General features: G+C 63.4%; 19 protein-coding genes and 1 pseudogene. 13 read left to right on the plus strand and 7 right to left on the minus strand.

Going from position 1 to position 23,795, the window contains the following annotated elements; genetic code table 11:
* Positions 1 to 12 precede the first annotated feature (12 nt).
* Genes EG244_RS07385 through EG244_RS07400 form a run of 4 tightly spaced genes read left to right on the plus strand, consistent with a single transcriptional unit; the run spans position 13 to position 3,869 of the window.
* A complete protein-coding gene (locus tag EG244_RS07385) occupies positions 13 to 270 on the plus strand; it encodes a hypothetical protein (RefSeq protein ID WP_124964362.1) in 258 nt (85 codons plus the stop codon).
* An 8-nt stretch (positions 271 to 278) separates the two neighbouring features.
* Positions 279 to 773 carry a (2Fe-2S)-binding protein gene (locus EG244_RS07390; protein WP_124964363.1) on the plus strand — a complete coding sequence of 165 codons (495 nt, stop codon included), beginning with the start codon at positions 279 to 281 and terminating at the stop codon, positions 771 to 773.
* Entirely contained in the window at positions 760 to 1,725 is a 966-nt protein-coding gene (locus EG244_RS07395; RefSeq protein ID WP_124964364.1) for an FAD binding domain-containing protein, read from the plus strand. The genes EG244_RS07390 and EG244_RS07395 overlap by 14 nt, the downstream gene beginning before the upstream one ends.
* Positions 1,722 to 3,869, plus strand: a complete 2,148-nt coding sequence (locus EG244_RS07400; protein WP_124964365.1) for a xanthine dehydrogenase family protein molybdopterin-binding subunit — start codon at positions 1,722 to 1,724, stop codon at positions 3,867 to 3,869. The genes EG244_RS07395 and EG244_RS07400 overlap by 4 nt, the downstream gene beginning before the upstream one ends.
* A gap of 56 nt (positions 3,870 to 3,925) precedes the next feature.
* On the opposite strand, the gene EG244_RS07405 is transcribed toward EG244_RS07400, so the two are convergent.
* The 3 genes from EG244_RS07405 to EG244_RS07415 form a co-directional block, all read right to left on the minus strand.
* A complete protein-coding gene (locus tag EG244_RS07405) occupies positions 3,926 to 5,350 on the minus strand; it encodes an NAD(P)/FAD-dependent oxidoreductase (RefSeq protein WP_124964366.1) in 1,425 nt (474 codons plus the stop codon).
* A gap of 65 nt (positions 5,351 to 5,415) precedes the next feature.
* Positions 5,416 to 5,760 carry a RidA family protein gene (locus tag EG244_RS07410; protein ID WP_124964367.1) on the minus strand — a complete coding sequence of 115 codons (345 nt, stop codon included), beginning with the start codon at positions 5,758 to 5,760 and terminating at the stop codon, positions 5,416 to 5,418.
* 46 nt (positions 5,761 to 5,806) lie between these two features.
* Positions 5,807 to 6,418: a cupin domain-containing protein gene (locus tag EG244_RS07415; RefSeq protein WP_124964368.1), complete on the minus strand. Its 612-nt coding sequence runs from the start codon at positions 6,416 to 6,418 to the stop codon at positions 5,807 to 5,809.
* Positions 6,419 to 6,740: 322 nt separating this feature from the next.
* Here EG244_RS07415 and EG244_RS07420 point away from each other — a divergent pair, with 322 nt between their 5' ends.
* The 4 genes from EG244_RS07420 to EG244_RS07435 are packed head-to-tail and all read left to right on the plus strand — an operon-like array spanning position 6,741 to position 12,121.
* Entirely contained in the window at positions 6,741 to 8,441 is a 1,701-nt protein-coding gene (locus tag EG244_RS07420) for a peptide ABC transporter substrate-binding protein (RefSeq protein ID WP_124964369.1), read from the plus strand.
* 34 nt (positions 8,442 to 8,475) lie between these two features.
* Complete coding sequence (locus tag EG244_RS07425) at positions 8,476 to 9,429, plus strand: ABC transporter permease (RefSeq protein WP_124964370.1); 954 nt, start codon at positions 8,476 to 8,478, stop codon at positions 9,427 to 9,429.
* Positions 9,429 to 10,307 (plus strand): ABC transporter permease, encoded by an 879-nt coding sequence (locus EG244_RS07430; RefSeq protein WP_124964371.1) that lies wholly within the window; start codon positions 9,429 to 9,431, stop codon positions 10,305 to 10,307. Before EG244_RS07425 ends, EG244_RS07430 begins: the two co-directional genes overlap by 1 nt.
* Positions 10,307 to 12,121, plus strand: a complete 1,815-nt coding sequence (locus EG244_RS07435; RefSeq protein ID WP_124964372.1) for an ABC transporter ATP-binding protein — start codon at positions 10,307 to 10,309, stop codon at positions 12,119 to 12,121. Before EG244_RS07430 ends, EG244_RS07435 begins: the two co-directional genes overlap by 1 nt.
* Positions 12,122 to 12,186: 65 nt before the next feature.
* On the opposite strand, the gene EG244_RS07440 is transcribed toward EG244_RS07435, so the two are convergent.
* Positions 12,187 to 13,503: an oligosaccharide flippase family protein gene (locus EG244_RS07440; RefSeq protein ID WP_124964373.1), complete on the minus strand. Its 1,317-nt coding sequence runs from the start codon at positions 13,501 to 13,503 to the stop codon at positions 12,187 to 12,189.
* A gap of 1,469 nt (positions 13,504 to 14,972) precedes the next feature.
* On the opposite strand from EG244_RS07440, the gene EG244_RS07445 reads away from it, so the two are divergent.
* From EG244_RS07445 to EG244_RS07455, 3 genes are all read left to right on the plus strand, one after another.
* Positions 14,973 to 15,692, plus strand: a complete 720-nt coding sequence (locus EG244_RS07445; RefSeq protein ID WP_199737864.1) for a GGDEF domain-containing protein — start codon at positions 14,973 to 14,975, stop codon at positions 15,690 to 15,692.
* 343 nt (positions 15,693 to 16,035) lie between these two features.
* Positions 16,036 to 16,281: a hypothetical protein gene (locus EG244_RS07450; RefSeq protein WP_124964374.1), complete on the plus strand. Its 246-nt coding sequence runs from the start codon at positions 16,036 to 16,038 to the stop codon at positions 16,279 to 16,281.
* Between the two features lie 106 nt (positions 16,282 to 16,387).
* On the plus strand, positions 16,388 to 16,744 hold the full coding sequence (locus EG244_RS07455) for a DUF983 domain-containing protein (protein WP_124964375.1): 357 nt from the start codon (positions 16,388 to 16,390) through the stop codon (positions 16,742 to 16,744).
* 114 nt (positions 16,745 to 16,858) lie between these two features.
* On the opposite strand, the gene EG244_RS07460 is transcribed toward EG244_RS07455, so the two are convergent.
* From EG244_RS07460 to EG244_RS07470, 3 genes are all read right to left on the minus strand, one after another.
* Positions 16,859 to 17,971 (minus strand): alpha-hydroxy acid oxidase, encoded by a 1,113-nt coding sequence (locus EG244_RS07460; protein ID WP_124964376.1) that lies wholly within the window; start codon positions 17,969 to 17,971, stop codon positions 16,859 to 16,861.
* Positions 17,972 to 17,976: 5 nt separating this feature from the next.
* Positions 17,977 to 18,660 carry a Fe2+-dependent dioxygenase gene (locus tag EG244_RS07465; RefSeq protein ID WP_124964377.1) on the minus strand — a complete coding sequence of 228 codons (684 nt, stop codon included), beginning with the start codon at positions 18,658 to 18,660 and terminating at the stop codon, positions 17,977 to 17,979.
* A gap of 122 nt (positions 18,661 to 18,782) precedes the next feature.
* A complete protein-coding gene (locus EG244_RS07470; protein ID WP_124964378.1) occupies positions 18,783 to 21,035 on the minus strand; it encodes a TonB-dependent receptor in 2,253 nt (750 codons plus the stop codon).
* A 429-nt stretch (positions 21,036 to 21,464) separates the two neighbouring features.
* Here EG244_RS07470 and EG244_RS07475 point away from each other — a divergent pair, with 429 nt between their 5' ends.
* Complete coding sequence (locus EG244_RS07475) at positions 21,465 to 22,535, plus strand: hypothetical protein (protein ID WP_124964379.1); 1,071 nt, start codon at positions 21,465 to 21,467, stop codon at positions 22,533 to 22,535.
* A 591-nt stretch (positions 22,536 to 23,126) separates the two neighbouring features.
* Positions 23,127 to 23,795, plus strand: a pseudogene (locus EG244_RS21640) (IS481 family transposase); the annotation flags it as partial.

Genomic DNA, 23,795 nt, shown 5'->3' on the forward strand with positions numbered 1-23,795 from the left:
AACGGAGTTCCCATGTCGCTTTACTTCACTGCCCGCATCCGCTGCCGCGCCATCCTGATCGGCTATGACGCCGAAGGGAACCGCATCTCCCGCGATCCGGGCAAAGAGGATTTCGTCGAGAAAGTCATCAAACTTGATCGGATCCTGTCGTTTACCGAGGACCATCTCTTCGTCGCCTGCCCGCATGATACGGTTGAAGTCTGGGACTATGAAGGCGGCCTTGAGACGGTGAAAAAATACCTCACCGCCCGCGATCTGCTGGTCGCCTGAGGCCTGAGATGAGCGCAGGCCCGCATCCCTCCCAAAGCCTCCCGCTGACCCTGAGCGTGAATGGCATCACGCATCATGTTTCGGTGGATCCCCGCCGCAGTCTTCTCGATTTTTTGCGGGAAGATCTGGGGCTTACGGGCAGCAAGAAGGGCTGTGATCACGGCCAGTGCGGCGCCTGCACCATCCATATCAACGGCGAGCGCCGCCTCGCCTGCCTGCAATATGCAGTGCAGCTTGACGGGGCGGCGATCACCACCATCGAAGGCGTCAGCGCCCCGGACGGCGGCCTGCATCCGCTGCAGGACGCCTTCATCCGCCATGACGCGCTGCAATGCGGCTACTGCACGCCGGGGCAGATTATGTCGGGCCTTGCGCTGATCTCGGAGGGCTGTCCCCGCGATCCGGCTGCGATCCGCGAAGCCATGTCGGGCAACCTCTGCCGCTGCGGCGCGCATAACGGCATCATCGCCGCAATAAGAGAGGTGGCGCATGGCCGCGACTGACTGGCGCTGGCCGCAGACCGCCGCTGAGGCGGCAGATCTCCTGGCGCAGCCCGGACATCAGGCCGTTGCGGGCGGCACAACCGTTCTCGATCTTGCGCGTCTGGGTCACGTAAGCGGTCCTGCCATGGTCGATCTGTCCCGGCTGCCCCGGGAAGAGATCCGGGTGCAGGAGGGGGCTCTCCTGCTCGACGCAGGGCTCAGCAACACTGCCGTTGCCCGCGCGCCCCTGGTGCAGCAAAGGTTTCCCGCGCTGTCAGAGGCGATCCTGTCTGGCGCCTCCGGGCAGATCCGCAATGCGGCCACCCTCGGGGGCAATCTTTTGCAGGCGCTGCGCTGCGCCTATTTCCGCGACCCCTCCTGGCCCTGCAACCGCCGCGACGCAGGCAGTGGCTGTCCCGCAATCGAGGCCCCGTTGCCCGGAGATGCGATCCTTGGGATCACCGCCCACTGCCGCGCCGCGCATCCCTCTGATATGGCTGTGGCGCTTCTGGCGCTGGACGCGCGCCTGCACGGCCTTGTCGGGGCGCGGAGGTTTGAGATGCCGCTCGCCGATCTCTACCCGCTGCCCTCGCCGGATGCCGGGCTGACGGCCCTGCCGCGCGGGGCGCTGGTGACCGCGATTTCCCTGCCCCTTACCACCGCGCGCTCTGGCTATGAGAAGCTGCGCGGACGGGCGTCTTATGAATTTGCCGCGGCCTCTGTCGCCGCCGTGCTGGAGAGTGACCGGGGCCGCATCACCCGCGCCGCCATCGCCTTTGGCGGCATTGCGACCACCCCCTGGCGCACCCCCGCGGCTGAGGCGCTGCTGCTGGGTCAGGGCTATGACGCCCGCGCGACCGATGACTTCCTGGATCTGGCCTTCGCGACAGCCGCCCCGGTGGAGGCCACCGCGCATAAGCTGCCGCTTGCCCGCGGCGCGCTTCATCATCTCCTGCAAAGGTTAACGAAATGACCAGGGCCGATCCGCCGCTGCCCCGCCTCGACGCGCTGGAGAAGGTGACCGGGCGCGCAAACTACGCCGCCGACCTGCAGCCACAGGGTGTTTTGCAGGCCTTCGCTCTGCGCGCCACCCGCGCGCCCGCCCGCATACGGTCGATCGACTGCGAAAACGCCCGCGCTGTGCCAGGGGTGGTTGCGGTCTATACCCATGAAAACGCGCATGAAACCGGATGGCGCGCAGATCCGGCGCTGGACGCGCTTTTCGCCGAAGGCCTCGGGCGATCCGCGCTGAAGGATGCGGCCTCGCAGCTGCCCGCCTACCGCCCGCTCACCTCGGATGAGGTGATGTTCGCGGGTCAATGGATCGCCATCGTCGTGGCCGAGGGGATTGAAGCCGCCCGCCAGGGCCTTGCGGCCGTGCAGGTGAACCTGGAGGATCTGCCCCCGCCTGAGCCGGTAAAGATCCGTCCCGGCCCGTTCTTCGCGGGCGATATGCAGCATGCTTTTACCACCGGTCACCGGGCAGGCGCGCCGCGCCACCGGGTTGAGGCCAGCTATGAAACCCCGGTCCAGCTGCACCAGCCGCTGGAGCCCTCTGCCACCACGGCGGTTTGGCAGGGCGGGCGCGTGATCCTGCGCGACAGCACCCAGGGCACCCGCGCCACCCGGACGGCGGTGGCGGCAAGCCTCGGAGTTGCTGAGGAAAACGTCCTGATCCACGCCGAATATGTCGGCGGCGGTTTCGGGGCGAAGAACCAGATCTGGCCGCACCAGGCCCTGGCGGCGCATCTGTCCCGCGCCCTTCAAAGGCCCGTCCGGCTGCAGCTCACCCGCGCCGATCTGGGCGTGGCCAGCGGTCACCGCTCAGAGACGCGCCAGCACATCCGGCTGGAGGCGGATGCCGATGGGCGGCTCGCGCTTTTGACGCATCACTCAGAGATCCCGACCTCACTCCGCGGTGGCTTCTTTGAACCCTGCGGTCTGAGCTCACTGATGCTTTACGCCGCACAGCGCATTGAGGTGCGCCATGAGGTGACCCGTCGGGCGATCCCGACGCCGACGCCCTTTCGGGCGCCAGGTGAAACGCCGGGCTCATTCGCGCTGGAAACCGCGCTGGATGAGCTGGCGCATCAGGCCGGGATCGACCCGGTTGAGCTGCGCCTGCGCAACTTCGCTGAACGGGATCTTTACCACAACCGGCCATGGTCCTCGAACCATCTGGCCGAGTGCTACGCCCGCGGCGCGGCCCGGATCGGCTGGGCCGGCCGCAGCGCCCTGCCCCGTAGGCACCGCCGGGACGGGCGCCTTGTCGGGCTGGGGATGGCAACTACGGCCTATCCGGCCCCGATCCTTCCGGCCTCGGTTCGGGTGACGCTGCGCGGGACCGGATCGGTTCTGGTTGAGACCTCAGCCACCGATATCGGCACCGGCATGCGCAGCCTGCTGGCGCAGAAGGTTGCTGATACCCTTGGCATCAGCCCCGCTGAGATTGAGGTGCAGCTCGGCCGCTCAGAGCTGCCGGATGCGCCGACCGCCGGGCGTTCAAAATCGAGCGCCAGTGTGATGCCTGCAGCAGGCGCCGCCGCGCGCGCGCTTTTGCAAAAGCTGGGACCGGAGGAGCGCAGCAATCTGACCCTGGCGCAGCGGCTTGCAGCCCTTGGCCAGCCCCATATCAGCGCTGAGGGCCATTCTGCCCCGCGCGACCCGCAGGCAGAGCACAGCTTTTATTCCTTTGGGGCCCATTTCGTTGAGGTTGAGCTGGAGGAGCAGATCGGGCGGCTGCGCGTCACGCGCGTGGTCAGCGTCCTCGACTGCGGCACGATCCTGCATCCGCGTCTGGCGGAAAGTCAGATCCGGGGCGGGGTGATTTTCGGCATCGGCATGGCGCTGATGGAAGAGGGGCTGCGCCACCCTGCAACGGGACGTCTGATCAGCGATAACCTTGCGGATTATGCCATCCCGGTTCATGCCGATGTGCCTGAGATTGAAGTGGATTTCCTCAATATCCCCGATCCGCTGATGGGCGAGGACGGCGCAAGGGGTCTCGGTGAAATCGGCCTTCCGGGGCTGGCTGCGGCCATTGGGAACGCGGTTTTCAACGCCTCCGGCCGCCGGATCCGGCAGACGCCCTTCCCGCTTTCGGCCCTCACGGGGTGAGCGGGAAAGACCCGGAAGAAACAGCCCCGGCGCAGGGATGCACCGGGGCTTTTCGCTTAGCGGGTGCCGATCTTCAGACCAAAGACCCGCGGAATTGCCGCAGCGGCGCTGTCGATCAGCCCCGGTTTGCGGCCATCCTCCTCAGCCTCTTCGCACTTGATGATGCCCTTGCGCACAAAGCGGCCGCCGATGGTGCGGAACGGCTCGGGCGGAAGTTTCGGCAGGCTGCGGGTGCAAAACGGCAGGTTGCGCCAGTAATCCTTCTCATCGAGCACCAGCGAGGCCAGACACTGACCGCCGATATAGGTCGGATTCACGCCATGGCCGGAATAGCCCGCGGCGATATGCACGCGGCTGCCCGGACGGGTGCGAAAGAACGGCAGACGGTCCGAGGCAATATCGATCCCGCCGCCCCAGATCTTCGCGATCCCGGCCTTTGCCACCTCCGGCAACAGCCGCTGCAGCCCGCGCGCGGCGCGCTGGCCCGAGGCCATATCTCCGGTCAGCGCCGGATCGACGGCATTGCCGTTAAAGCTGATCGGACCCGAGCCAGAGCCCATCAGCATCCGGTTATCCGCCGTTTTGCGGAAATAATGCACGAACATCCGCATGTCTGACATGCCATGGCTGCCGCGCCAGTTCATCCGCTCCAGCGCTTCGCCCGCCGGCTCTGTCATCAGGGCATAGCTTGAAAAAACAGTGACATAGGGCTTGATGTCAGCATCTTTTGCCAGCGCGGTATTGGTTGCCAGAACCACATCGCGGGCGATGATTTCACCGCCCGGGGTGCGAACCCGGTTGGGCGTATCCATGTCAAGACCGCTCATGGCGGTATTTTCATAGATTGCAACGCCCTGCGCCATCGCGGCTTTACGCAGCGCGCGGGCCAGCCGTGCGGGCTGCACATTGGCCCCCTCGGTCATGAACAGACCACCGCGGAACACCGGAGAGCGGACATAGTTTGCCACTTCACCCTGGCTCAGCGCGCGGGCCGTATCGCCGATGTCGAGTTTGCGCACCGTGGCCATATGGGTGGCGATCCCGGGTTCCTGGGCGGCAGAGGCTGCGACGCGCAGATTGCCCTCTTCGCGCCACCAGACATCGCGGCCCGGCGCGGTGGCAAATTGACGAATGCCGTCCTGCGCCACCGTGCCGGCACGCGCCACCGCAAGGGCGGCATCCGGCCCGATCGAGGCGGAAAGCCCGGTCACCGAGGCCCAGTAACCATGCACTTTACCGCCGTTTTTACCGCTCGCGCCCGCGCCGCAGATCTTCGCCTCAATCAGAGCGATCTTCAGATCCGGGCGACGCTCTTTCAACGCCAGAGCGGTCCAGAGGCCGGTAAAACCGCCGCCGACAATGGCCACATCCGCTTCAATACGGCCCGAAAGCGCAGGCGCGGGCGCAATATTGCCCTCTGCCGCAAGCGCCTCGGTCAGCCACCAGGAGGGATCACCGGGTTTGGGAATGGAAGATTTCATGAAAAAACATCCCAGTGCAGGACGAAAAAAGCCCGGTGCCCTGCGGCACCGGGAGGGGGGAGAGATCAGACCAGGGCCTGGACCTGGATTTCGACGAGGATCGCATCATGAGCGAGGCGCGATTCCACCGTGGCACGGGCCGGGGTAGCGGCGGGGTCTACCCATTTCTCCCAGGCGCCGTTCATCTGGGCGAAATCACCGATGTCTTTGAGCCAGATATTGGCAACGCAGATTTTGGTTTTATCGGTGCCGGCCATAGCCAGATAGTCATCCACCTGCGCCAGAATATCAGCGGTCTGACCGGCCACATCGAGATCGCGGTTCTTCGCAGTCAGGCCGGAGAGGAAAGCAAAGCCATTGGCAACGAGGACTTTGCTAAGGCGGCTGCCGGAGTCGTGGCGGGTAATCATTTTTGAATTCCTTAAGTGAAGTCAGTCCATGCCCCCAAAGTCAGGGTCACATATGGGCATCGCGGATCGAAATGATCCAAAGCACACGGGCGGTCTCATCGCCGTCGTTTTCGACCACATGAGAAAGCGTGCTGGGAAACTGAAAGCTGTCGCCAGGGTGCAGAATGATGGTTTCCTCACCGATGGTCAGGCGCACCCGGCCCTCCATGACATAGCCCCCCTTATCGCCCGGCCCGAGCAGCACCGAAGGGTTGCTGGCACCCTTCGGCAGGGTCAGGATCATAAAGCGCATCTCATTGCTGGGACGCGGTGAGAGCAGTTCTTTGGTATAGCCATTGCTGCCAATGGCAATTTTCGGGCGGTCACTGGCGCGGCGCACAAAGGGCGACGCCCCGACTTCTGCCCCGCGCTCGGTAAACTCCCAGATATTGGCGCCAAGCGCCTCGCGGAGCTTTTCGAGCGTATTGACCGAAGGATTGGAATTCCCGCGCTCAATCTGGCTGATCAGCCCCGAGGACAGACCCGCGCGGGCGGCAAGCTCTGCGATGGTCATGCCACGCTCATTGCGCAGGGTGCGCAGACGGCTGCCCATCATGCGGCTGCGGTTTGCAGCCTCAGTGTCTTCGGCAGAGGGCGGGAGAGGCGGCTGATCGGTCACAAGGAAAATCCATTATGTTGAAATTGTAGTAGCGATTCATCCGCGCATCTTCAATATAAAATCTTCAATATGAAGTAACCGGACTCGGCGAAATTTCAGGCAGGCCTGTCAAAGGCCATATTTTATTGATTTTATCGTTACGTTTCGCCCGTTCCGGCAGGTTCCTTAAGCTCTGCAAGACCGCAATTCCGGTGAAACCTTCACTCGCAATTGAAAAGTTATTGACAGAATCTTCATTATAGTGACGTCTTGCCGTGAAGAGCCGCGTCCATGTGACGCGTTGCCAGCCAATTATAATATAAATGTCTTCTGGGGGGCTTCCATGTCGACTTCTTCCGAAAAACAAAATTCGATCGAATCCGTTCACGTCACGCTGCCGACGCGGCGCAATCTTTTCACCTGGGGTGTCAGTGCGCTGGCGCTTGGGGCGCTCGCACCGCGCTTTGCCGGTGCGGCTTTTGCGCAAAGCGCGGGCACGCCGCCCGCCGCAGCCAGCGGGATCGCCGTGGTGGCTCTGTCGCAGGAGCCGACGGTGTTCCATCCGCTGATGCCGGGCGTGGAATGCGATGAGACGATCTGGACCAACCTCTTTTCGTCGATGTGGGTGGCGCTGCCGGATGGCTCGCTGGCGCCCGATCTGGCGCTGGAAGTGCCTTCCGTGGAAAACGGCGGCATCTCGGCCGATGGCCTGAGCTGGAAGGTCCGGCTGCGCGACGATGTGACATGGCATGACGGCACGCCCTTCACGGCTGAGGACGTCAAATTCTCGCTCGATCTGATCAATCGTGACGGCTTTCGCTCGCGCACGCGGGTCGGACATGCGCTGGTCAGCGATGTGACGGTGGTCTCGCCCACCGAGATTACCTGGAAGATGTCAGAGGCCTTCGCGCCCTATCTGGCGCTGCTGGCCAATACCCATATTGTGCCAAAGCACATCCTGGAAGCTGAGGCCGATCAGAACCAGACCAACTTTGCGATCCATCCGGTCGGCACCGGCCCGTTCAAATTCGGCTCGCGCACGCCGGGTGACAATATTACCCTGGTGGCCAATGCGGGCTATTACGGCGACGGTCCCTATCTGGAACAGATCGTCATCAAATATATCCCCGATATGACAGCGCTTTATGCGCAGTTCCAGACCGGCCAGGTCGATGCCGTTCTCGGCTCGGGCATTCCGCATAACTTCTATGAAGAGGCGATCAAGCTGCCGGGGCGCACTGTCGTGGTGGTGCCCTCGGGGAACATCGAGCTGGTGATGCCGAACCTGGGGCATCCGGTTCTGGCTGAAAAAGCCGTCCGTGAGGCGCTGTATCTCGGGATGAACAAAGAGATCATCATCGACGCCATCTATTACGGCGTGCCGAAAGGCACCGAGAGCTTCAGCCCGCGCGAAAGCTGGGCCTTTAACGCCGATCTGCCGGCGCATGTTTATGATCCGGCGCGCGCCGGTGAGATCCTTGAGGCCGCAGGCTGGATCAAAGGCCGTGACGGCATTCGTGAGAAAAACGGCCAGCGCCTGACCTTTAAGATCTCGACCACCACCGGCAATTCGCTGCGCGAACAGGTGCAGCAGCTGCTGATCGAGGACTGGAAAGTCCTCGGCGTGGATCTGGCGATCGACAACATGCCGGCGGCGGTGATCTGGGGCGATTTCTATGTCCGCTCGCAGTTCGAAAGCCTGCTCGTCGGCACCGCTTTCCGCACCGGGGTGGATCCTGATCCCGCGGCGCGCTTCTCGTCGAAAGCCATCCCGCTGAAGGGCGGTTCGGGCGGCAACTACATGCAGTGGGAAAACGCCGAGGCCGATGCGCTGATGGAAGAGGGTCAGAAAACCTTCAACCAGGCCCGCCGCATCGAGATCTACCAGCGTCTTCAGGAGATCGTCCGCGAAGAGCTGCCGATCCTGCCGGTCTGGCAATATGCCCCGATTGAGGGCGTGAAAAGCGATCTCACCGGCTTCACCCCGAACCTCAACCAGCGTCAGAACGGCTGGAACCTGAAGGACTGGTACTGGGTGAAGTAACACCCGGACCATAAGGCACAGACAGGGTCATCACGTGGCATATTATCTGCTTCGCCGCCTCACTCAGGCCATGGTGATGCTGGTGATCGTATCGATCATCGGCTTTACCATCCTGCATCTCGCCCCTGGCGGGCCAATGTCGCAATTCGCGTCAGACGGCTCGATGACCCAGGCTGATCTCGACCGCATGGCCGAGACCCTTGGGCTGAACCGGCCGCTGCCGGTTCAGTATCTGGACTGGGCCGGTCGGATGCTGACCGGCGACTGGGGCATCTCATTTCGCGACCGCCAGCCGGTTTTGCACATCATCACCAGCCACTTAGGCGCCACGGTTGAGCTGATGGCCAGCGCCACACTGATCGCTGTGGTGCTGGGGATTGTCATTGGCACGCTGGGCGCGATCCGGCGCTATTCGCTCTTTGACAGCCTTGCCACCATCGGGGCGATGATCGCACTTTCGATCCCGACCTTCTGGTTTGGCCTTGTCATCATCTATGTCTTTTCCGTGGGTCTGGACTGGCTGCCGCCGGGCAACCGCTACACGGTGGGCGATGGGTCGCTCCTGAACCGGCTCCACCATCTGATCGGTCCGAGCCTTGTTCTGGGCCTCGTCTCCACCGCGATCTGGAGCCGCTATATGCGCTCTTCGATGCTGGATGTGATCAACCAGGACTATATCCGCACCGCCCGCGCCAAGGGCGTCAGCGAGCCGCGCATTCTGATGCGCCACGCCATGCGCAATGCCATCCTGCCGATGATCACCATCGCGGGCATTCAGATCCCAAGCCTGCTGTCGGGCGCGCTGGTGACCGAGACGGTCTTCACCTGGCCCGGGATGGGGCGGCTTTTCCTCGATTCCATCAGCTACCGCGATTACCCGGTGGTGATGGGCATTCTGATGTTCTCGGCCGTGCTGGTCCTGCTCGGCAGTCTGATCGCCGATCTGTGCTACAGCCTCGCCGACCCGCGCATTTCAAGGCAGCCGTGATGAGCCAGACTATGCTTTCCCCGCCCCGCCCGCGCCTGACCAGCCGCCCGCTTGTGCGCCGCTTTCTCTCGCACCGCCTGGCGACCTTTGGTCTGATCGCGATTGTGGCTCTGACGCTCGCCTGCATCCTGCTGCCGTTTGTGCTGCCTTTCAGCGACACCCAGATCAATATGCGGGCGCGTTTTACGGTGCCCTTTACCGAATTCTGGCACCCGCTGGGCACCGATCCGATGGGGCGCGACACGCTGGCGCGGATCCTGATGGCCGGGCGTATCTCGCTGTCGATCGGCTTTGCGGCCATGCTGGTCTCGATGGGGATCGGCATTGTGGTCGGGCTGACCGCGGGCTTTTACGGCGGCGTCATCGGCACGGCCCTGATGCGCTTTGTCGATGCCATGCTGTGCTTTCCGTCGATCTTCCTGATCCTTGCGATCTCGGCGCTGACCTCGCCGACGATCCCCGGGATCATCCTGCTGATCGCCGCCACCTCCTGGATGGAGGTCGCCCGCGTGGTCGAGGCGCAGACCCGCTCGCTGAAGATCCGCGATTATGCGGTGGCGGCAGCGGCCTATGGCGCGCGTCCGGGGCGGATCATGCTCAAAGAGATCCTGCCCAATGCCATTGCACCGATCATCGTGGCCGCGACCCTGAATGTCGCCAATGCGATCCTTGCGGAAAGCTACATCAGTTTCCTCGGCTTTGGCATCCAGCCGCCGACGCCGAGCTGGGGCAATATGCTCAACAACGCTCAGACCTATCTGACCTCTGCGCCCTGGCTGGCCATTGTCCCGGGCTTTGCGATCACCCTGGCGGTCACCTCGTTTAACTTTCTCGGAGACGGGCTGCGCGATGCGCTGGACCCGCGGGCAGATCACTGATGGCACAGGCAAAACTTCTTGAAGTTCAGGATCTGAAGGTCGCCTTTCGCACCGGGCGCACCGCCTGGCGCGAGGTGGTCCATGGCCTCAGCTTTGATGTGAACCCAGGCGAGACGGTGGCGCTGGTGGGCGAATCCGGGTCGGGCAAAAGCGTCACCGCCATGTCGGTCCTTGGCCTTTTGCCAAAATCGACCACCCGCACCAGCGGCCGTATCGCGATGGAGGGCCGCGACCTGCTGACCGCCGGGGGAGAGGCGCTGCGCGCCATTCGCGGCCGCGAGGTCTCGATGGTGTTCCAGGAGCCGATGACCTCGCTCAATCCGGTGATGACCTGTGGCCGGCAGATCGCCGAGAGCCTTGAAATTCACCGCGGGCTGGATCGGCGGCAGGCAGCGGCAGAGGCGCATCTTATGCTCGACCGCGTCCGCATTCCCGATGCGGCGCGCCGCTTTCAGGAATATCCCCATTCGCTGTCCGGCGGTATGCGCCAGCGGGTGATGATCGCCATGGCGCTGACCTGCAATCCGAAGCTTCTGATCGCCGATGAGCCCACCACGGCCCTTGATGTGACGATCCAGGCGCAGATCCTTGATCTGATTGCCGAATTGCAGCGCGAAGAGGGAATGTCGGTCCTCTTTATTACCCATGATATGGGCGTGGTCGCCGAGATCGCTGACCGCACCGTCGTCATGCAGCGCGGCAATCTGATTGAGACCGCCGCCACCTCTGAGATCTTCGCAACCCCGCGCGAGGCCTATACCCGCGCCTTGCTTTCGGCGGCGCCGCGCCTCGGTGCCATGGCGGGCCGCCCGGCCCCGGCGCGCTTTCCGCGCATCGATGCCGTCACCGGCCTTCCGGTCCCGGGATCCGACACCGGCCTGCCGCCGCTGGCCGAAGCCGAGCCGCTGCTGCGGGTGGAAGGGCTGACCACGCGTTTTGCGCTGACCAGCGGGTTCTTTGGTCGGGTCGCAGGTCGCGTTCATGCGGTTGAGAATGTGTCCTTTGAGGTGAAGGCCGGAGAGACCCTTGCAATCGTTGGTGAATCCGGTTGCGGTAAATCCACCACCGGCCGCAGCCTGCTGCGCATGACCCCCTCTGATGCGGGCCGGGTTTTGTTCAACGGCACCGATCTGATGGGCCTCAGCCCCGAGGCTCTGCGCCAGCAGCGCCAGCATATGCAGATGATCTTTCAGGACCCCTTCTCCAGCCTGAACCCGCGCCGCAGTGTGGGCGAGACCATCGCTGAGCCGCTTTTGGTGAACGCAATCTGCACCCCTGAAGAGGCGCGGCTGCGCACCGCGGCGCTGCTGGAGCGCGTGGGTCTGGAGGCTGCCTCTGCCACCCGCTATCCGCATGAATTCTCAGGTGGTCAGCGGCAGCGGATCTGCATCGCCCGCGCCCTCGCGCTTGAGCCGCAGCTGATTGTGGCCGACGAAAGCGTCTCGGCGCTGGATGTCTCGGTGAAAGCTCAGGTCGTCAATCTGATGCTGGATCTGCAGGCCGAGAGGAACCTCGCCTATATTTTCATCTCCCATGATATGGCGGTCGTTGAGCGCATCAGCCACCGCGTCGCAGTGATGTATCTGGGGGAGATCGTTGAAATCGGCAGCCGGGAGGCGGTCTTTGGCAATCCGCAGCACCCCTATACCCGACGCCTCTTAAGCGCGGTGCCGGTGGCAGATCCGGGCCGCCGCCACACCCGCCCGCCGATTGCGGCAGAAGAGCTGAAAAGCCCGATCCGCCCCCGCGATTTTCAGCCGCCCAAACGCAGCTATATCCACGCGGGTCCGGACCATATGGTCATGGCAGGTTAAGCCGATCCCCGGGCCGTGCAGGCCCGGGGCAGCAAAGTGCCTGCTGTCCGGCGTCATCAGGCGGCTCAAACTCCGATCGGCGGCAGGCTCTGCAGGGTCCGGATATAAACCAGCAGCAGAACGGCTATTGCGCCGAAGTCGTAAAGCGGTCGGCAGATCCCGCTCTTTTGCGCCATGGCCATAGAGACCAGGGTCGTCACAAGTGTGCCGACCGCGATCCCCGCCAGCAGGCCGTAGACGCCAAAGGCATAGCCGCCCAGCACCATAAAAATCAGCCGCGACACAGAATAGGTGGCCATGACGACCGAATGCCCGCGGCTGTTCCCAACTGCGAGCATGGCGTTCTGATAGGGCATCTGCAGGATATGCAGGCCCGCATTCAGCGCCAGAAGCGCCAGAAAACCGCCCGCCTGCGCATAGCGCGGATCAAAAAACAGATCGATCACCCATTGGCTGAGCAAGCTCAGCAACAAAAAGCCCGGCAGCATCCCCAGAACCGTGATCTGCTTGTCGCGCCCGACCTGCGCCCTTAGTGGCTTGCCCTCACGATGCAGCCGCGCAAGGGTCGGAAACACCACGAATTCCAGCACCCGCCCCACCAGATCCTCAAGAGCGCTTGCAATAATCATGGCAATGCTGATCAGACCCAGCGTGGCAATCGGCACAAAGCCCCCCATCACCGCCGTCGAGCCCTGGCCGCCGATATAGGTAAAAAGCGTTCCCAGCAGGATCCAGCGGCCATAGACCAGGATCTCTGAGAGCACGCTGCGGTCAAAGATAATGCGCGGATGATACCGCGGCAGCCAGCGGTAGCTCAGCAGCAGCTGGAAAAGCGCCCCCGCAACCGAGCCGAGCACAAGGCCCCAGATCGACTGCAGCCACCAGGCAAAGCCTACATTGGCGAAAACCGTAAAAATCTGGACAAAAGTGGTCATCAGCGTCAGCCGCCCGAGCTGCATATGCCGCCGGACGCTGGCCATAGAGATTGAGTTCAGCCCGTTGATCACCGGAATGACCGCCGCAGCACAAAGGACGGCAAAGAGCTGCGGCTGATCGTAGAGCCAGGCCACCGGCCAGGCGATCAGCAGGGTCAGAACACCAATGCCCAGGCCGCGCAGGGCCTGCACACTCCAGGCCGTGTCGAGGAAAACTTTCTCATCCCCCCGCGCACTTCGGATCACCGATGGCACGGTGCCAAGGTCGCTCAGCATCGTGATCGCGCCGATAAAAACCCAGGCCAGGACCATCAGCCCGAAGACATCGGGGGCCAGAAGCCGCGTCAGGATCAGCGTTGATAAAAGCCGGATGCCATAGCTTGCCACAAACCCGATGGTGGTCCAGCTTGCGCCGCGCCCGCTGACCGACGTGAGAAACCTGAACATGAAATGTGCCAACTCCGGGACGTGCAACAGATGCAGCCTGCCGGGACAAATCCTGCCAATCCCCCGCGCTGCGGACCGGACGCTGCCGCGTCGGGCCAAAGACCAGCCAAAGGGATCAGCCGGTCTGACGCAACAGCGGGCCGGGTATAATGATTGCAGATCAAATCGCGGGTTTCCAGCGGCAACGCGTGCAGAAGGGGGCGAGGCCAGAGATTGGCCGGCATATAAGAGGGGCCAGGGGCCCGAAGCGTGAACGCGCCTGCCCCTGGCCGTGCTGCGATCCGGATGCGTATTCCAGCAACCTCAGATAAACCCAGCCCTTTTGCGGGGCAGAGATCGTCATTCCTGCTCGGCCAGCCCGGGCTGCTGATTGCCAGCCTGCGCGCATCAGCCCGGGGGCTGTCTCAGCATACGCCTCGGAGCGGTGGTCTTCCTCTGATGCCTTTAAAGCTATCCCTCAGACTGCGCGCTGTTTTTAAGGCCGTGACCTCGCGGTTCTGCGCATCTTCGCGAAACGCCACCTTCACCTTACATCGTCATCGCTTCCTTAGCTGTTCAGTCCGGGCCTCCGGCGGACCTGGGGGAGGATGACCCCTTCCGGCTCTGCAGTCCGGATTTTGCAGATCTATTCATAAGGCGTGAGGCCATTCAGGGTCTGCAGCGGCGGGCCTCGCTGCAGGGGAGAGGGATCCGTGAACAGTCCGGTGGACTGTTAACCCCGACGCAGGATATCGTCGCCCGGATGTGCCCTGATCTCCTGGTGATCGTGGAAGCGTTTGACCGTTCAGGCGCCGAACGATCCCCCGGATCGTTTTCTGATCCGCCTCATTCCCGGGCCCGCGGCCTGGTTCCGCGAGCACGCAGTCCAGCCATCGGAGCCGTGGCGGAAGGACCTTCGTCCTGCGATCACCCGGGCCTGCCGTTGCGCCGATGGCGGGCCAGCCGTCATTGGTGCAGCTCGCGCGGTGGAAGTGGTCGTGGCGCTGCCATGACGAACCTGTCCCCCAGGGCTTCCTTCCAATCTACCGACAGGACCTCACCATCAAAACAGAGGATCAAACACCTGGGGCCGAGCGTTTTTCACCGCCTTTAAAGTAGGCCCTTTCAGTCACACAGGGAAACGGCTGGCTCCGTTTTCTATCAGGGCAGCGCGCCGTTTCCCTGAAGCGCGGGCCAGGAGAGCGACGCGGCCCCTCCGGCCCGGGTGCGCAGTCTCCGCACCACAGGCCAAGCCATTGCGGCCTGTTGTCCGCCTGGCGCGAAAGGCCCCGCCGTGACTTGCCCCCGAAGCGCTCTCATGGTTAGTCTTTGCAAACTCCGAACTCCAGGGGGGAGGGCGCTTATTTTCAGCACCCCTCCTGAGGGCCGGGAGTGAGTTCAGTGATGTAAGGCCGCTCAGAGCTGTTATCCGATCCGCCCCGCGCCCCTGACCGGGGAAACCCTTATCCAAAGAGGCACGAGGACCACACGTGAAGAAGCCCACCGCTTTCGTCTGGAGAAACGTCCTGATCCTGACGGGCATGGTGACCTTTGTTTCCGTCGGCCTCTCGACGGGGATCCGGTTTTTTTATGACGCGAAATCTGACGGCATTACGATCTTCGTGCGGCTGATCATGCCGGTGATCATCGCGTTTCCGCTGGCCTTCATTGCCTTCACCTGGATTGAGCGGCTTGAACAGGCCTATGCCAGCCTTCTCAAGGAGGTGCGGGAACTCGGCCGGCAGGCCAGCACCGATCCGCTGACCGGGCTTCTCAACCGGCGCAGTTTCGAAAAGCAGTTCGACAGCGCGATGCAGCACCGCTCAGGGGGCAAATTCATCATCGCGGATGTGGATTATCTCAAGGCGATCAACGATCAGCACGGCCATGTGATCGGCGATGACGCGATCCTCGCCTGTGCGACGGCGATGTCCCAGGTTCTGGGGGATGAATGTCTGATTGCAAGGATCGGCGGCGATGAGTTCTGCGCCTTCCTGCCGCTCGGGGCCGCACGCAGCCTGCAGCAGATGTCCGTGGCGATCAATGAAGCGGCGGACCGTGACTTCAAGCTTCGCAGCAGGCTCGACGACGTGACGGTCTCGATCTCTGTGGGCATGGCGCCCTGCCCGCCCGGTTCAAGCTTTCGCGAAATCATGGCGCGGACCGACAGTGATCTCTACCGCAAGAAGATCCGCCGGCCTGAGAGATAAAGGCGCGGTCGCCCGGTCGCCGCGCGTGGGGCCCATCGGTATCGGCGGCGGGCAGGAGCGCTGAAACACCTCAGTTTCGCACAATCGTCCTCCGGCCGCATTAGCCCTTCACCGGCAGATCTGTCCCGAATGCAGCTACAGGGAACCTGCGGTCTTTCCCCCGCGGTTCACGGCAATCCGGCCTTTGTCTGATTTCGCGGCCGGGCGGCCTGCACCGGATTGTGATGTGCAATGATGCACAGGGCAGGGCTAAACGCAGCCGTTTTCTCTGGCAGAGCCTCCTCCTAAGTATCCTTCATCCAAAGCAGAGACGCTCTGCACAGCCGTATGAAGGACTTAAAAGATGAACGTTTTCGCTACTTTCGCCGCCGCCACCCTGATCGCTGCCGGTGCAGCTTCGGCCAATCCGATCCCGGCAGAGGGCAGCTATATTCCGGGTCCCGCTAATTATGGTGAGAAGATCTCTGTGACCGCGGATCATGTTTTCCCCGCGCGCGAGCTGAGCGCCCTGGGTCTGAGCGGCACCGAGATGATCACCGTCACCAAAGGCGATGCCCCCGCCCGCATCAGCGTTCAGCGCGGCCGCTGAACCGCCCCTGATGACCGATCCCAAAAGGCACCTCTGAGCAGGTGCCTTTTTTGTTTTGGAACAGATCGCCTGCAATGGCGTTGATCTGCCGGGCAAGGAGTTCCCCATGAGCGAGCGCGACACCCTGAAGGCCATCCTGCGCGGCGCGCGCAGCCGCTGCCCGAACTGCGGAGAGGGCGCGCTGTTTGCAGGCTATCTGCGCAAAGCCGACCGCTGCAGCCACTGCGATGAGGATTTCACCCGCATCCGCCCCGCCGATGGTCCCGCTTTTTTCGTTCTCTGCATCACCTGCCTGCTTCTGATCCCGGCCCAGATCATCACCTTCCGCGCCGCCGGAGAGCATATCCTGACCGGGCTTATTGTCCTGTCGCTGATCATGACCGCGATCACCCTGGTGCTTCTTCGCCCGGTGAAAGGCGCGGTCATCGGGCTGCAATGGGCGGGACGGGATTATCAGGCGTGACAGGCTATCCGCGGCTATAACGTGGTCCCGCGGGCACGGCCTGTCCCTTTTATGAATTCGCCTGACCCGATCCTGGCGCACTTTGATGAAACCAGTCCAACAGGCATTCTGCCATCAGAACGTCGGATCAGATCCCTGGCTGGCGCCCCGCGGCCAGAGAACCCCGGCATCTGCCTGCGAAAGCTGTGCCACGCCGGTCAGCGCCATCGCGACCTCAAGTTCTGCCCGCAGGATCGACAGCATATGCGCGACCCCTGCCGCACCGCCGAGGCTCAGCGCATGCAGCTGAGGGCGGCCGATCATCACCGCCGTGGCACCGAGTGCCAGGGCCTTCAGCACATCTGTCCCGCGCCGCAGTCCGCCATCGCAGATCACCGGAATCCGGCCCCCAAGGGCTGTGGCGATCCGCGGCAGGGCTTCTGCGGTGGCGGGCAGCGTATCGAGCACCCGCCCGCCATGGTTTGAGACCACGATCCCCGCCGCCCCGGCTTCTGCCGCCACAACCGCATCCTCCGGCGTCATAATGCCTTTGACCAGAACCGGCAGGCGGCTCTCTGTGATCAGCCAGTGCAGATCCTCCCACCGGGGCGCCTGGTCGAGCAGGCCCAGAAAAGTCACGGCCCGCCCGGGCTTTGCAAGGATCTCAGCGCGCTTCATACCGTCGAGGTTCACGGCCCGCAGCCCCTCGGGCAGGCGAAAGCCGGCGCGGACCTCTGCGTTGCGAAACCCATTGACCGGGGCGTCAAGGGTGACCACCAGGGCGCGGTAGCCCGCCGCCTCAGCGCGGCGCATGAGCTGCAGCGTATCGGCGCGGCGCGGCTGCATATAAAGCTGAAACCACAGCGGCCCCTGCGCACGGGAAGCGATCTCTTCGAGAGAAAGTCCGGCCTCGGTTGAGACGGTCATCACCGCCTCAGCGGCAGCGGCCCCCAGGGCCGTCGCATGTTCGCCGTCCGGATGGGCCAGAGCGTGAAAGGCCACCGGCGCAAGGATCAGGGGATGCGCGAGCCGCAGCCCCAGCAGCTCCAGCGCGGTGGAGGCGCCGCGCATATCCCTCAGGACCCGCCCTGACAGCCGGATGGCCTGCCAGGCGCTGGCATTGGCCTGCTGCGTCAGCCCGTCCGCCGCCGCCCCGTCGATATAGGCGCGGCGGTCTTCCGGCAGGATCAAAGCCGCATGGCGGGCATAATCGGCCAGCGAGACCACATCGGGGGGGATCTGCGCCATGCCGCTCAGATCTCGGCCCAGGCGCGGATGAGGTTGTGATAATGCGCCGTCAGCCCGGTGGCGGCCGGATCATCATCGGGCACCAGACTGCGCACCCGCATGATGCTCTGGTCGAGATCATAAAGCATATGGCGCTGCCAGTCGTCGCGGATCATCGACTGCGCCCAGAAGAAAGAGCCCCAGCGGGAGCCGCGGGTGACCGGGGTGACCGAATGCAGCGAGGTCGCCGGATAGACCACCGCGTGACCTGCGGGAAGCTTGACCGCATGGCTGCCGTAGGTGTCATGCACGACCAGCTCGCCACCGTCATATTCGTCCGGATCACTCAGAAAGACGGTGGTGGAGACATCGGTCCGGATGCGCTGCGCGGTGCCCGGCACCACCCGGATCGAGCCGTCGACATGCGCACCAAAGGTCATGCCCGGGTCATAGCGGTTGAACATCGGCGGCAGCACATGCAGCGGCAGCGCGGCGGAGGAATAGACCGCACTGCGGCCAAGCGCGCGCAGGATCACGGCACTTAACTCAGCGGCCAGAGGAGTGTCCTGCGGAACCTGAAGATTGTGCTTGACCACCGCCGCCTGATCGCCCGCCGTGGAACGGCCATCGATCCACTCGGTCTGCTCAAGCACCTGGCGCAGATAAGCCACCTCTTCTTTTGTCAGCAGATCCGGGATGGTCACAAGCATGGCAGGCCCCTTTGGCAGAGGGTCTGGCGTAACGTGCAGCCCCCCTGCGCTGTTGTTTGTTCATCGAAATGCACCGGGGGCGGCAGTCTCCTTTCGCCCCCGGATTCTCTTAGTCCGTCGCGTCAGAAGCGGTAGTCAAGCTTCGCCGTGATGCTGCGCCCCGGCGCGCGATTGGCAAAGAGGCCCACATGCGAGGCATCGTAAAGCCGCTCGTCGAAGACGTTATTGACGTTGATCTGCAGGGCCGTGTTCTGCGCCACCTGGAAAGAGGCCATGGCATCAAAGCGCCATTGCGAAGGCAGAACGGCGGTATTATCGGTGGTCAGGTAGCGCCTGTCGGTAAAGGTCGCCCCGCCGCCCAGCGTCACGCGGTCGGTGACCTGATAGGTCGACCAGAGGCTGAAGCCATGCTTGCCGACGAATTGCAGCGCATTGCCGTCATCGGCGCGGGTGCCGCCCGAATTGATCCATTTCGCATCCGTATAGGTATATCCGGCCGAAATGCCCCAGCGGTCATTGATCTCTCCCGCCACGCCCAGCTCAATCCCCTGCGCGCGGCTTTTCCCGGCCAGCGCGACCCCTGCCCCGGTGACCGGATCGGTCACCCGCGCGTTGGTTTTCTCGGTGCGAAAGAGCGCCGCAGAGAGCAGCAGGCGCTGGTCATAAAGCTCCCACTTGGTGCCCAGCTCGAAGCTGCGGTTCTTTTCGGGATCAAGGTTGACGTTGCCCGCCGAAAGCGTGCAGGCCGAGGCCCCATCCGCGCCGCCCGCCATGCCTGCGCATTCCCCCGAGGGGTTCGTCGAGGTGCCAAAGCTGACATAGGCCATGCCATGGGGCGCGATTTTATAGCTCACCCCGGCGGAATAGTTCAGCATGGTGTCAACATTGCGCCGCGTGCCGTCGCTGACCTCATAGCGGTCATAACGAAGCCCCAGATCAAGCGTCCATTTCTCGCTCAGCGTCATGCTGTCGAAAAGATAAAGCGCCGAAGTGTCGGTTTTGACAAAGGGATTCCAGGTCGTCCAGGTCAGCGGCGTGCCGGTGACCGGCAGGTAAGGATTGGGGTTGGAGATCGAGGTCACCCCCACCGCCGGAGACCCGGTGGAGGCGCGCGCGCGCATCCGCTCCCGCGAGACCTCCACCCCGAGGGCGTAGTTGTGCTTCAGCGATCCGGTCTGCCCCTCTCCGGTCAGCACGCTGTGAAAGGCAACGGCCGAATTCTGACGGTTGCCCGAGCGCAGATCGCGCTGCACCCGATCCTCCGTCGGGCTTTGCGCCGCCCCTGTGACCACCGTGGGGCGGCTGACGATATAGTCCTGCTCAGAGCCGATGACCGCCAGCGTCGAAGTCCAGGTCAGGCCGGGGCGAAGCTCGGTCTCCAGCTTCACCTGGGCGCTGGAGTTGGTCACCCTGCGGTAATCGCGCAGCGCCGAGCCGTAAAACGCCTCCTTCGCCGCCAGCTCAATCGGCCGCCAGGGATCCGCTTTCGTCCCCGAGCCAAAGCTTAGCCCCCCGTTCAACGCCGGGCGATAGCCCGCGCTGCCCATCGGCACCCCCAGATCCGGCGTGGAATCGGAGCGGCTGTGATAGAGGTTCAGCGACAGTTTCGACGCGCCAAAGCGTTTGGCCAGCGCAAAAGCGATCCCGCGCCGGTCGTCTTTCAGCACATCGCGCCCCGGCACCCCGCCGTCCTGCACCATCAGATTAAGCCGCGCCGCCAGACCGCCGCCCAGATCAAAGTTGCCGTCATAGCTGAGCCGCTTCTGGCCGGCATTGCCGAGCGTGCCCGAGGCATGCTGAAAGTTCTCGCCCTCACGTGCCTGTTTTGACACCAGATTGATCGAGCCCCCGGTCGCGCCGCGCCCCGAATAGGTGCCGCCCGGCCCCTTGGCCACTTCGACGGATTCGGTGGCAAAAGCCTCCTGCGAGGTGCGGCCCAGGTTGCGCACCCCGTCGATCATCATATCGGTCGCCGCCTGATAGCCGCGCACATAGGGCCGGTCGCCCATCGGCGTGCCCCCCTCACCCGAGCCGAGCGTGATCCCCGGGGTGGTGCGCAGCACCTCCAGCACCGAGGTGGCATTGCGCTCTTCCATCTCTTTTTGGGTGATCACCGCGATGGTTTTCGGCGTCTCTGCCAGCGGTTTACGCAGCTTGGGCGAGGAGCCGAATGTGGTGCGATAGCCACTGGCCGCTTCGCCCCCTGCCCCGCCGCTGAGGCGAACCTCATCCAGCAGCACCGTGCCCTCCTGGGCCATGGCAGGCATCCCCGCCGCCAGTGCGCTGACCGCGATCACCGGCAAAAGGCCCAGTGTGGGCAGCATGCGTGATCCCGTCACGCCACGGTCATCATTGGTCATCTCTGGGCGTCGCACAGCAATTCTCCTTGGCTGTCCCCTTCCGGGCGCAACGGCGAACCATCGCAACCCGCTGGCTTGCCCGGAGGCTGGCTGTGCATATCGCCCTCTTTGAGGGTATGTGATAAAATTTGTCAACAATTATCACGCACCCGTTAGTGCTCTTTCAGGCCGCCGCGCTAAAATTCGCACGCGCGCCGCGAAAGGCTTTCAAAACCTCCGCCCGGCACCTTCTGAGCTGACGAGCTGCCAGGCCTCCCTTCCCGGTCAGATCGCAGGCTTTGCGGTTTGTTAACTTAAACGAGGCAGGCTGCTGCACCAAAGGACGAGTGCGGGACGACAGAAGGTTCGGGGCAAGGCAGAACTGCCTGCGCGACACCGAAGACCGGATGTAAAGCCCGCTCAGTCCGATCGGACTGGCGTAATTTTCTGCAGGATGGAGTGAAGATGACCTCTCTCAGCATGGGCCTCAGCCCGGTATCCCCGGTGGTTCTCGGCGCACAAATCGGCGCGGGCTGGCGCCCGGATGCGCTTTCGCCGGTCTTTCGCGCGGGCGGATTTGATCCGGCGGCCCATCGGCTCTGGCAGGAGCATACCGGCGTGACACCGGCCATGGCAGCGGGGCAAACCATCGGGCGGCTGCGTTCGGCCAGCGGCAGCCTGCTGGCACTGCAGCCCACCCCGGCGGCGCGTCCGCTGCTGGTGCGCTGGCCAAAAGGCGGGCGGCGCAATCTGATGCCCGGGCAGACCGAGGCGCCTTCCACGGGGGTCAACTGGGACGGCTATGGGGTCGATCTCATCGACGGTGCGCTGACCGAAAAAGCCGTTGCGACAGAGCATAATGCCTTTGTGCGCCAGATGGTGCCTTTTGGTCCGGTCGGAACAGCGGCCACGATCAGCATGACGGCGCGACGCGGAGCGGCTTTTGTGCTGCAGATCGCGCTTGGATCCCAATGGTTTGGCTCGGCCAAATTCGCCAATTTTAACCTTGAGACGGGCACCGCCCGCGCAACGGGCTGCACCACCAGCATCACCCCCGAGGGCGAAGGCTGGCTGATCTCTCTGACGGCAACGACCACGGCCGAGCCTGGCTCAGGCGCGCCCTTTGCCATCGCGCTGGTCAACAACAATCCCGAAGCCGCCCGGGTTCCGGCCTATGCCGGGATTGAGGGACGCGGGCTGCAGATCGGCCGGATCAACATCAACATCGGCGCGCGGGCCGGATACCAGCGGGTGATATCAGCGACCGAGATCACTGAGACCGGAGTGCCCGACCGCTGGCATCTGCTCGACGACGGCGACAGCCTGCCGGTCGTTCTCCCCGCAGGGGGCTATGAGCTGGCCTTCGTGACCCATCTCGGCGCGGTCAGCTATACGTCAGTCACCTCAGATGGCACGGCGGGGATTGATGTTCTGCGCGCGGATCGCCTGGCGGATGTGCTGATCAAGGCAGGAAGTCTGAGCACGCCTGAAAAGGCAGCTCTCGAGACCTATTGGCACGCAAAGCATACCCTGTGATCCCCTGAGCGGGCACAGCGACAGACCGGAAACCTCGCCGCCGGTGCCAGATATGCGTTCTGCCCCCCCTGTCGGGGTCGGCAGGCAAAGGAGCGGCGCGCGGTGACAATGTGATCTGCGCTGAAGCCCGGGGTGATCGCAGCCTCCGTTCTGAAAGCCTGTCGCTTTCAGTATCCTGCCGGAACCAGCCGGCGATCCGTCCGGGAAATCACCAATCATTCGGCAGCGGCTTGAACGGGACGCAGGCACTCTTCAGCGTCCTCACAAACATTTCGGCCATGGCATCGCATCATGATTGAGCCGGCGTATTGCGCACGAAGGGCGCTCAGGCAGTGTCCATCGCTTAGGTGTTTGATCCCACGGTTTGAGGCTGTGATCCTTTCGCAGGAATGGAAGGATGTCCTATGGGACAAATTCGTCATGGAAGCGCCACGATCGAGCCATGGCACGCCATTGGTCCGAGTGACCATGGCGAGGGCAGGCCGTGCGAGCAGCAATACTGAGGGCCTGCCCGCCATCGGCTCAACGGCAGGCCCGAATGATCGCAGGACGAAAACCTGCCTGCCATTGGCCCAAAGGCAGCCTTGAGGGCTCGCGGAGCTGAGCAGGGACTTCGGGATTCATCCGAAGACGGTTGCGAAGTGGCGCAAACGATCCTCGGCAGAGGAGCGCAGACGGGACCGAAGGAGCCCCGTTCGACGATGCTATCCGAGGGCGAGGAGACCATCGTCATGCCTTCCGGCGCCATACTTTACGGCTGCTGGACGACTGCCTCTATGCCCTGCAGCCGAGCCTCCCGCATCTCAGCAGATCGGCCCTTCATCGCTGTTTGCAGAGACATGAGATTTCAAGACCGGAGGATGTCAGCGGCGACAAGCCCAGGCAGCAGACGTTCAAGCGCACTCCGATCGGCTTCTTCTATGTCGACATCGCCGACGATTGGCTGTATCTCTTTGTGGGCATTGACCGCACCAGCAGGTTTGCTGTGACCCAACTGATCGAAAAAGCTGATCGCAAGACCGCATGGGAGTTCCTGGAAAACCTCTTGCAGGCAGGGCCCTGCCGGATCCACACCATCCTCACTGACTGAGCCATTGAGGCGCCATTGGTTCAAGCCCAATGGCGAAGGGAATCCAATTCGCAGATCAGCCACGGAACCGGAACCAGAGCTATTCCCGGCAGATGCGCTTCGACATGATCTGCGAAGCGCACGGCATCGAGCATCGGCGAACGAAGCCCAACCCCCCCTGGAGTTTGGAG

Origin of the sequence: Falsigemmobacter faecalis (genome assembly GCF_003863335.1) — a bacterium.
In the GTDB taxonomy this organism is placed as follows: Bacteria; Pseudomonadota; Alphaproteobacteria; order Rhodobacterales; family Rhodobacteraceae; genus Wagnerdoeblera; species Wagnerdoeblera faecalis.

Coding starts and splice junctions, on each gene's coding strand:
- EG244_RS07435 (WP_124964372.1), top strand. CDS start 10,307: ATGGCACAGGCAAAACTTCTTGAAGTTCAGGATCTGAAGGTCGCCTTT.
- EG244_RS07455 (WP_124964375.1), top strand. CDS start 16,388: ATGAGCGAGCGCGACACCCTGAAGGCCATCCTGCGCGGCGCGCGCAGC.
- EG244_RS07475 (WP_124964379.1), top strand. CDS start 21,465: ATGACCTCTCTCAGCATGGGCCTCAGCCCGGTATCCCCGGTGGTTCTC.
- EG244_RS07460 (WP_124964376.1), bottom strand. CDS start 17,971: ATGGCGCAGATCCCCCCCGATGTGGTCTCGCTGGCCGATTATGCCCGC.
- EG244_RS07440 (WP_124964373.1), bottom strand. CDS start 13,503: ATGTTCAGGTTTCTCACGTCGGTCAGCGGGCGCGGCGCAAGCTGGACC.
- EG244_RS07465 (WP_124964377.1), bottom strand. CDS start 18,660: ATGCTTGTGACCATCCCGGATCTGCTGACAAAAGAAGAGGTGGCTTAT.
- EG244_RS07400 (WP_124964365.1), top strand. CDS start 1,722: ATGACCAGGGCCGATCCGCCGCTGCCCCGCCTCGACGCGCTGGAGAAG.
- EG244_RS07405 (WP_124964366.1), bottom strand. CDS start 5,350: ATGAAATCTTCCATTCCCAAACCCGGTGATCCCTCCTGGTGGCTGACC.
- EG244_RS07385 (WP_124964362.1), top strand. CDS start 13: ATGTCGCTTTACTTCACTGCCCGCATCCGCTGCCGCGCCATCCTGATC.
- EG244_RS07430 (WP_124964371.1), top strand. CDS start 9,429: ATGAGCCAGACTATGCTTTCCCCGCCCCGCCCGCGCCTGACCAGCCGC.
- EG244_RS07395 (WP_124964364.1), top strand. CDS start 760: ATGGCCGCGACTGACTGGCGCTGGCCGCAGACCGCCGCTGAGGCGGCA.
- EG244_RS07450 (WP_124964374.1), top strand. CDS start 16,036: ATGAACGTTTTCGCTACTTTCGCCGCCGCCACCCTGATCGCTGCCGGT.
- EG244_RS07390 (WP_124964363.1), top strand. CDS start 279: ATGAGCGCAGGCCCGCATCCCTCCCAAAGCCTCCCGCTGACCCTGAGC.
- EG244_RS07410 (WP_124964367.1), bottom strand. CDS start 5,760: ATGATTACCCGCCACGACTCCGGCAGCCGCCTTAGCAAAGTCCTCGTT.
- EG244_RS07420 (WP_124964369.1), top strand. CDS start 6,741: ATGTCGACTTCTTCCGAAAAACAAAATTCGATCGAATCCGTTCACGTC.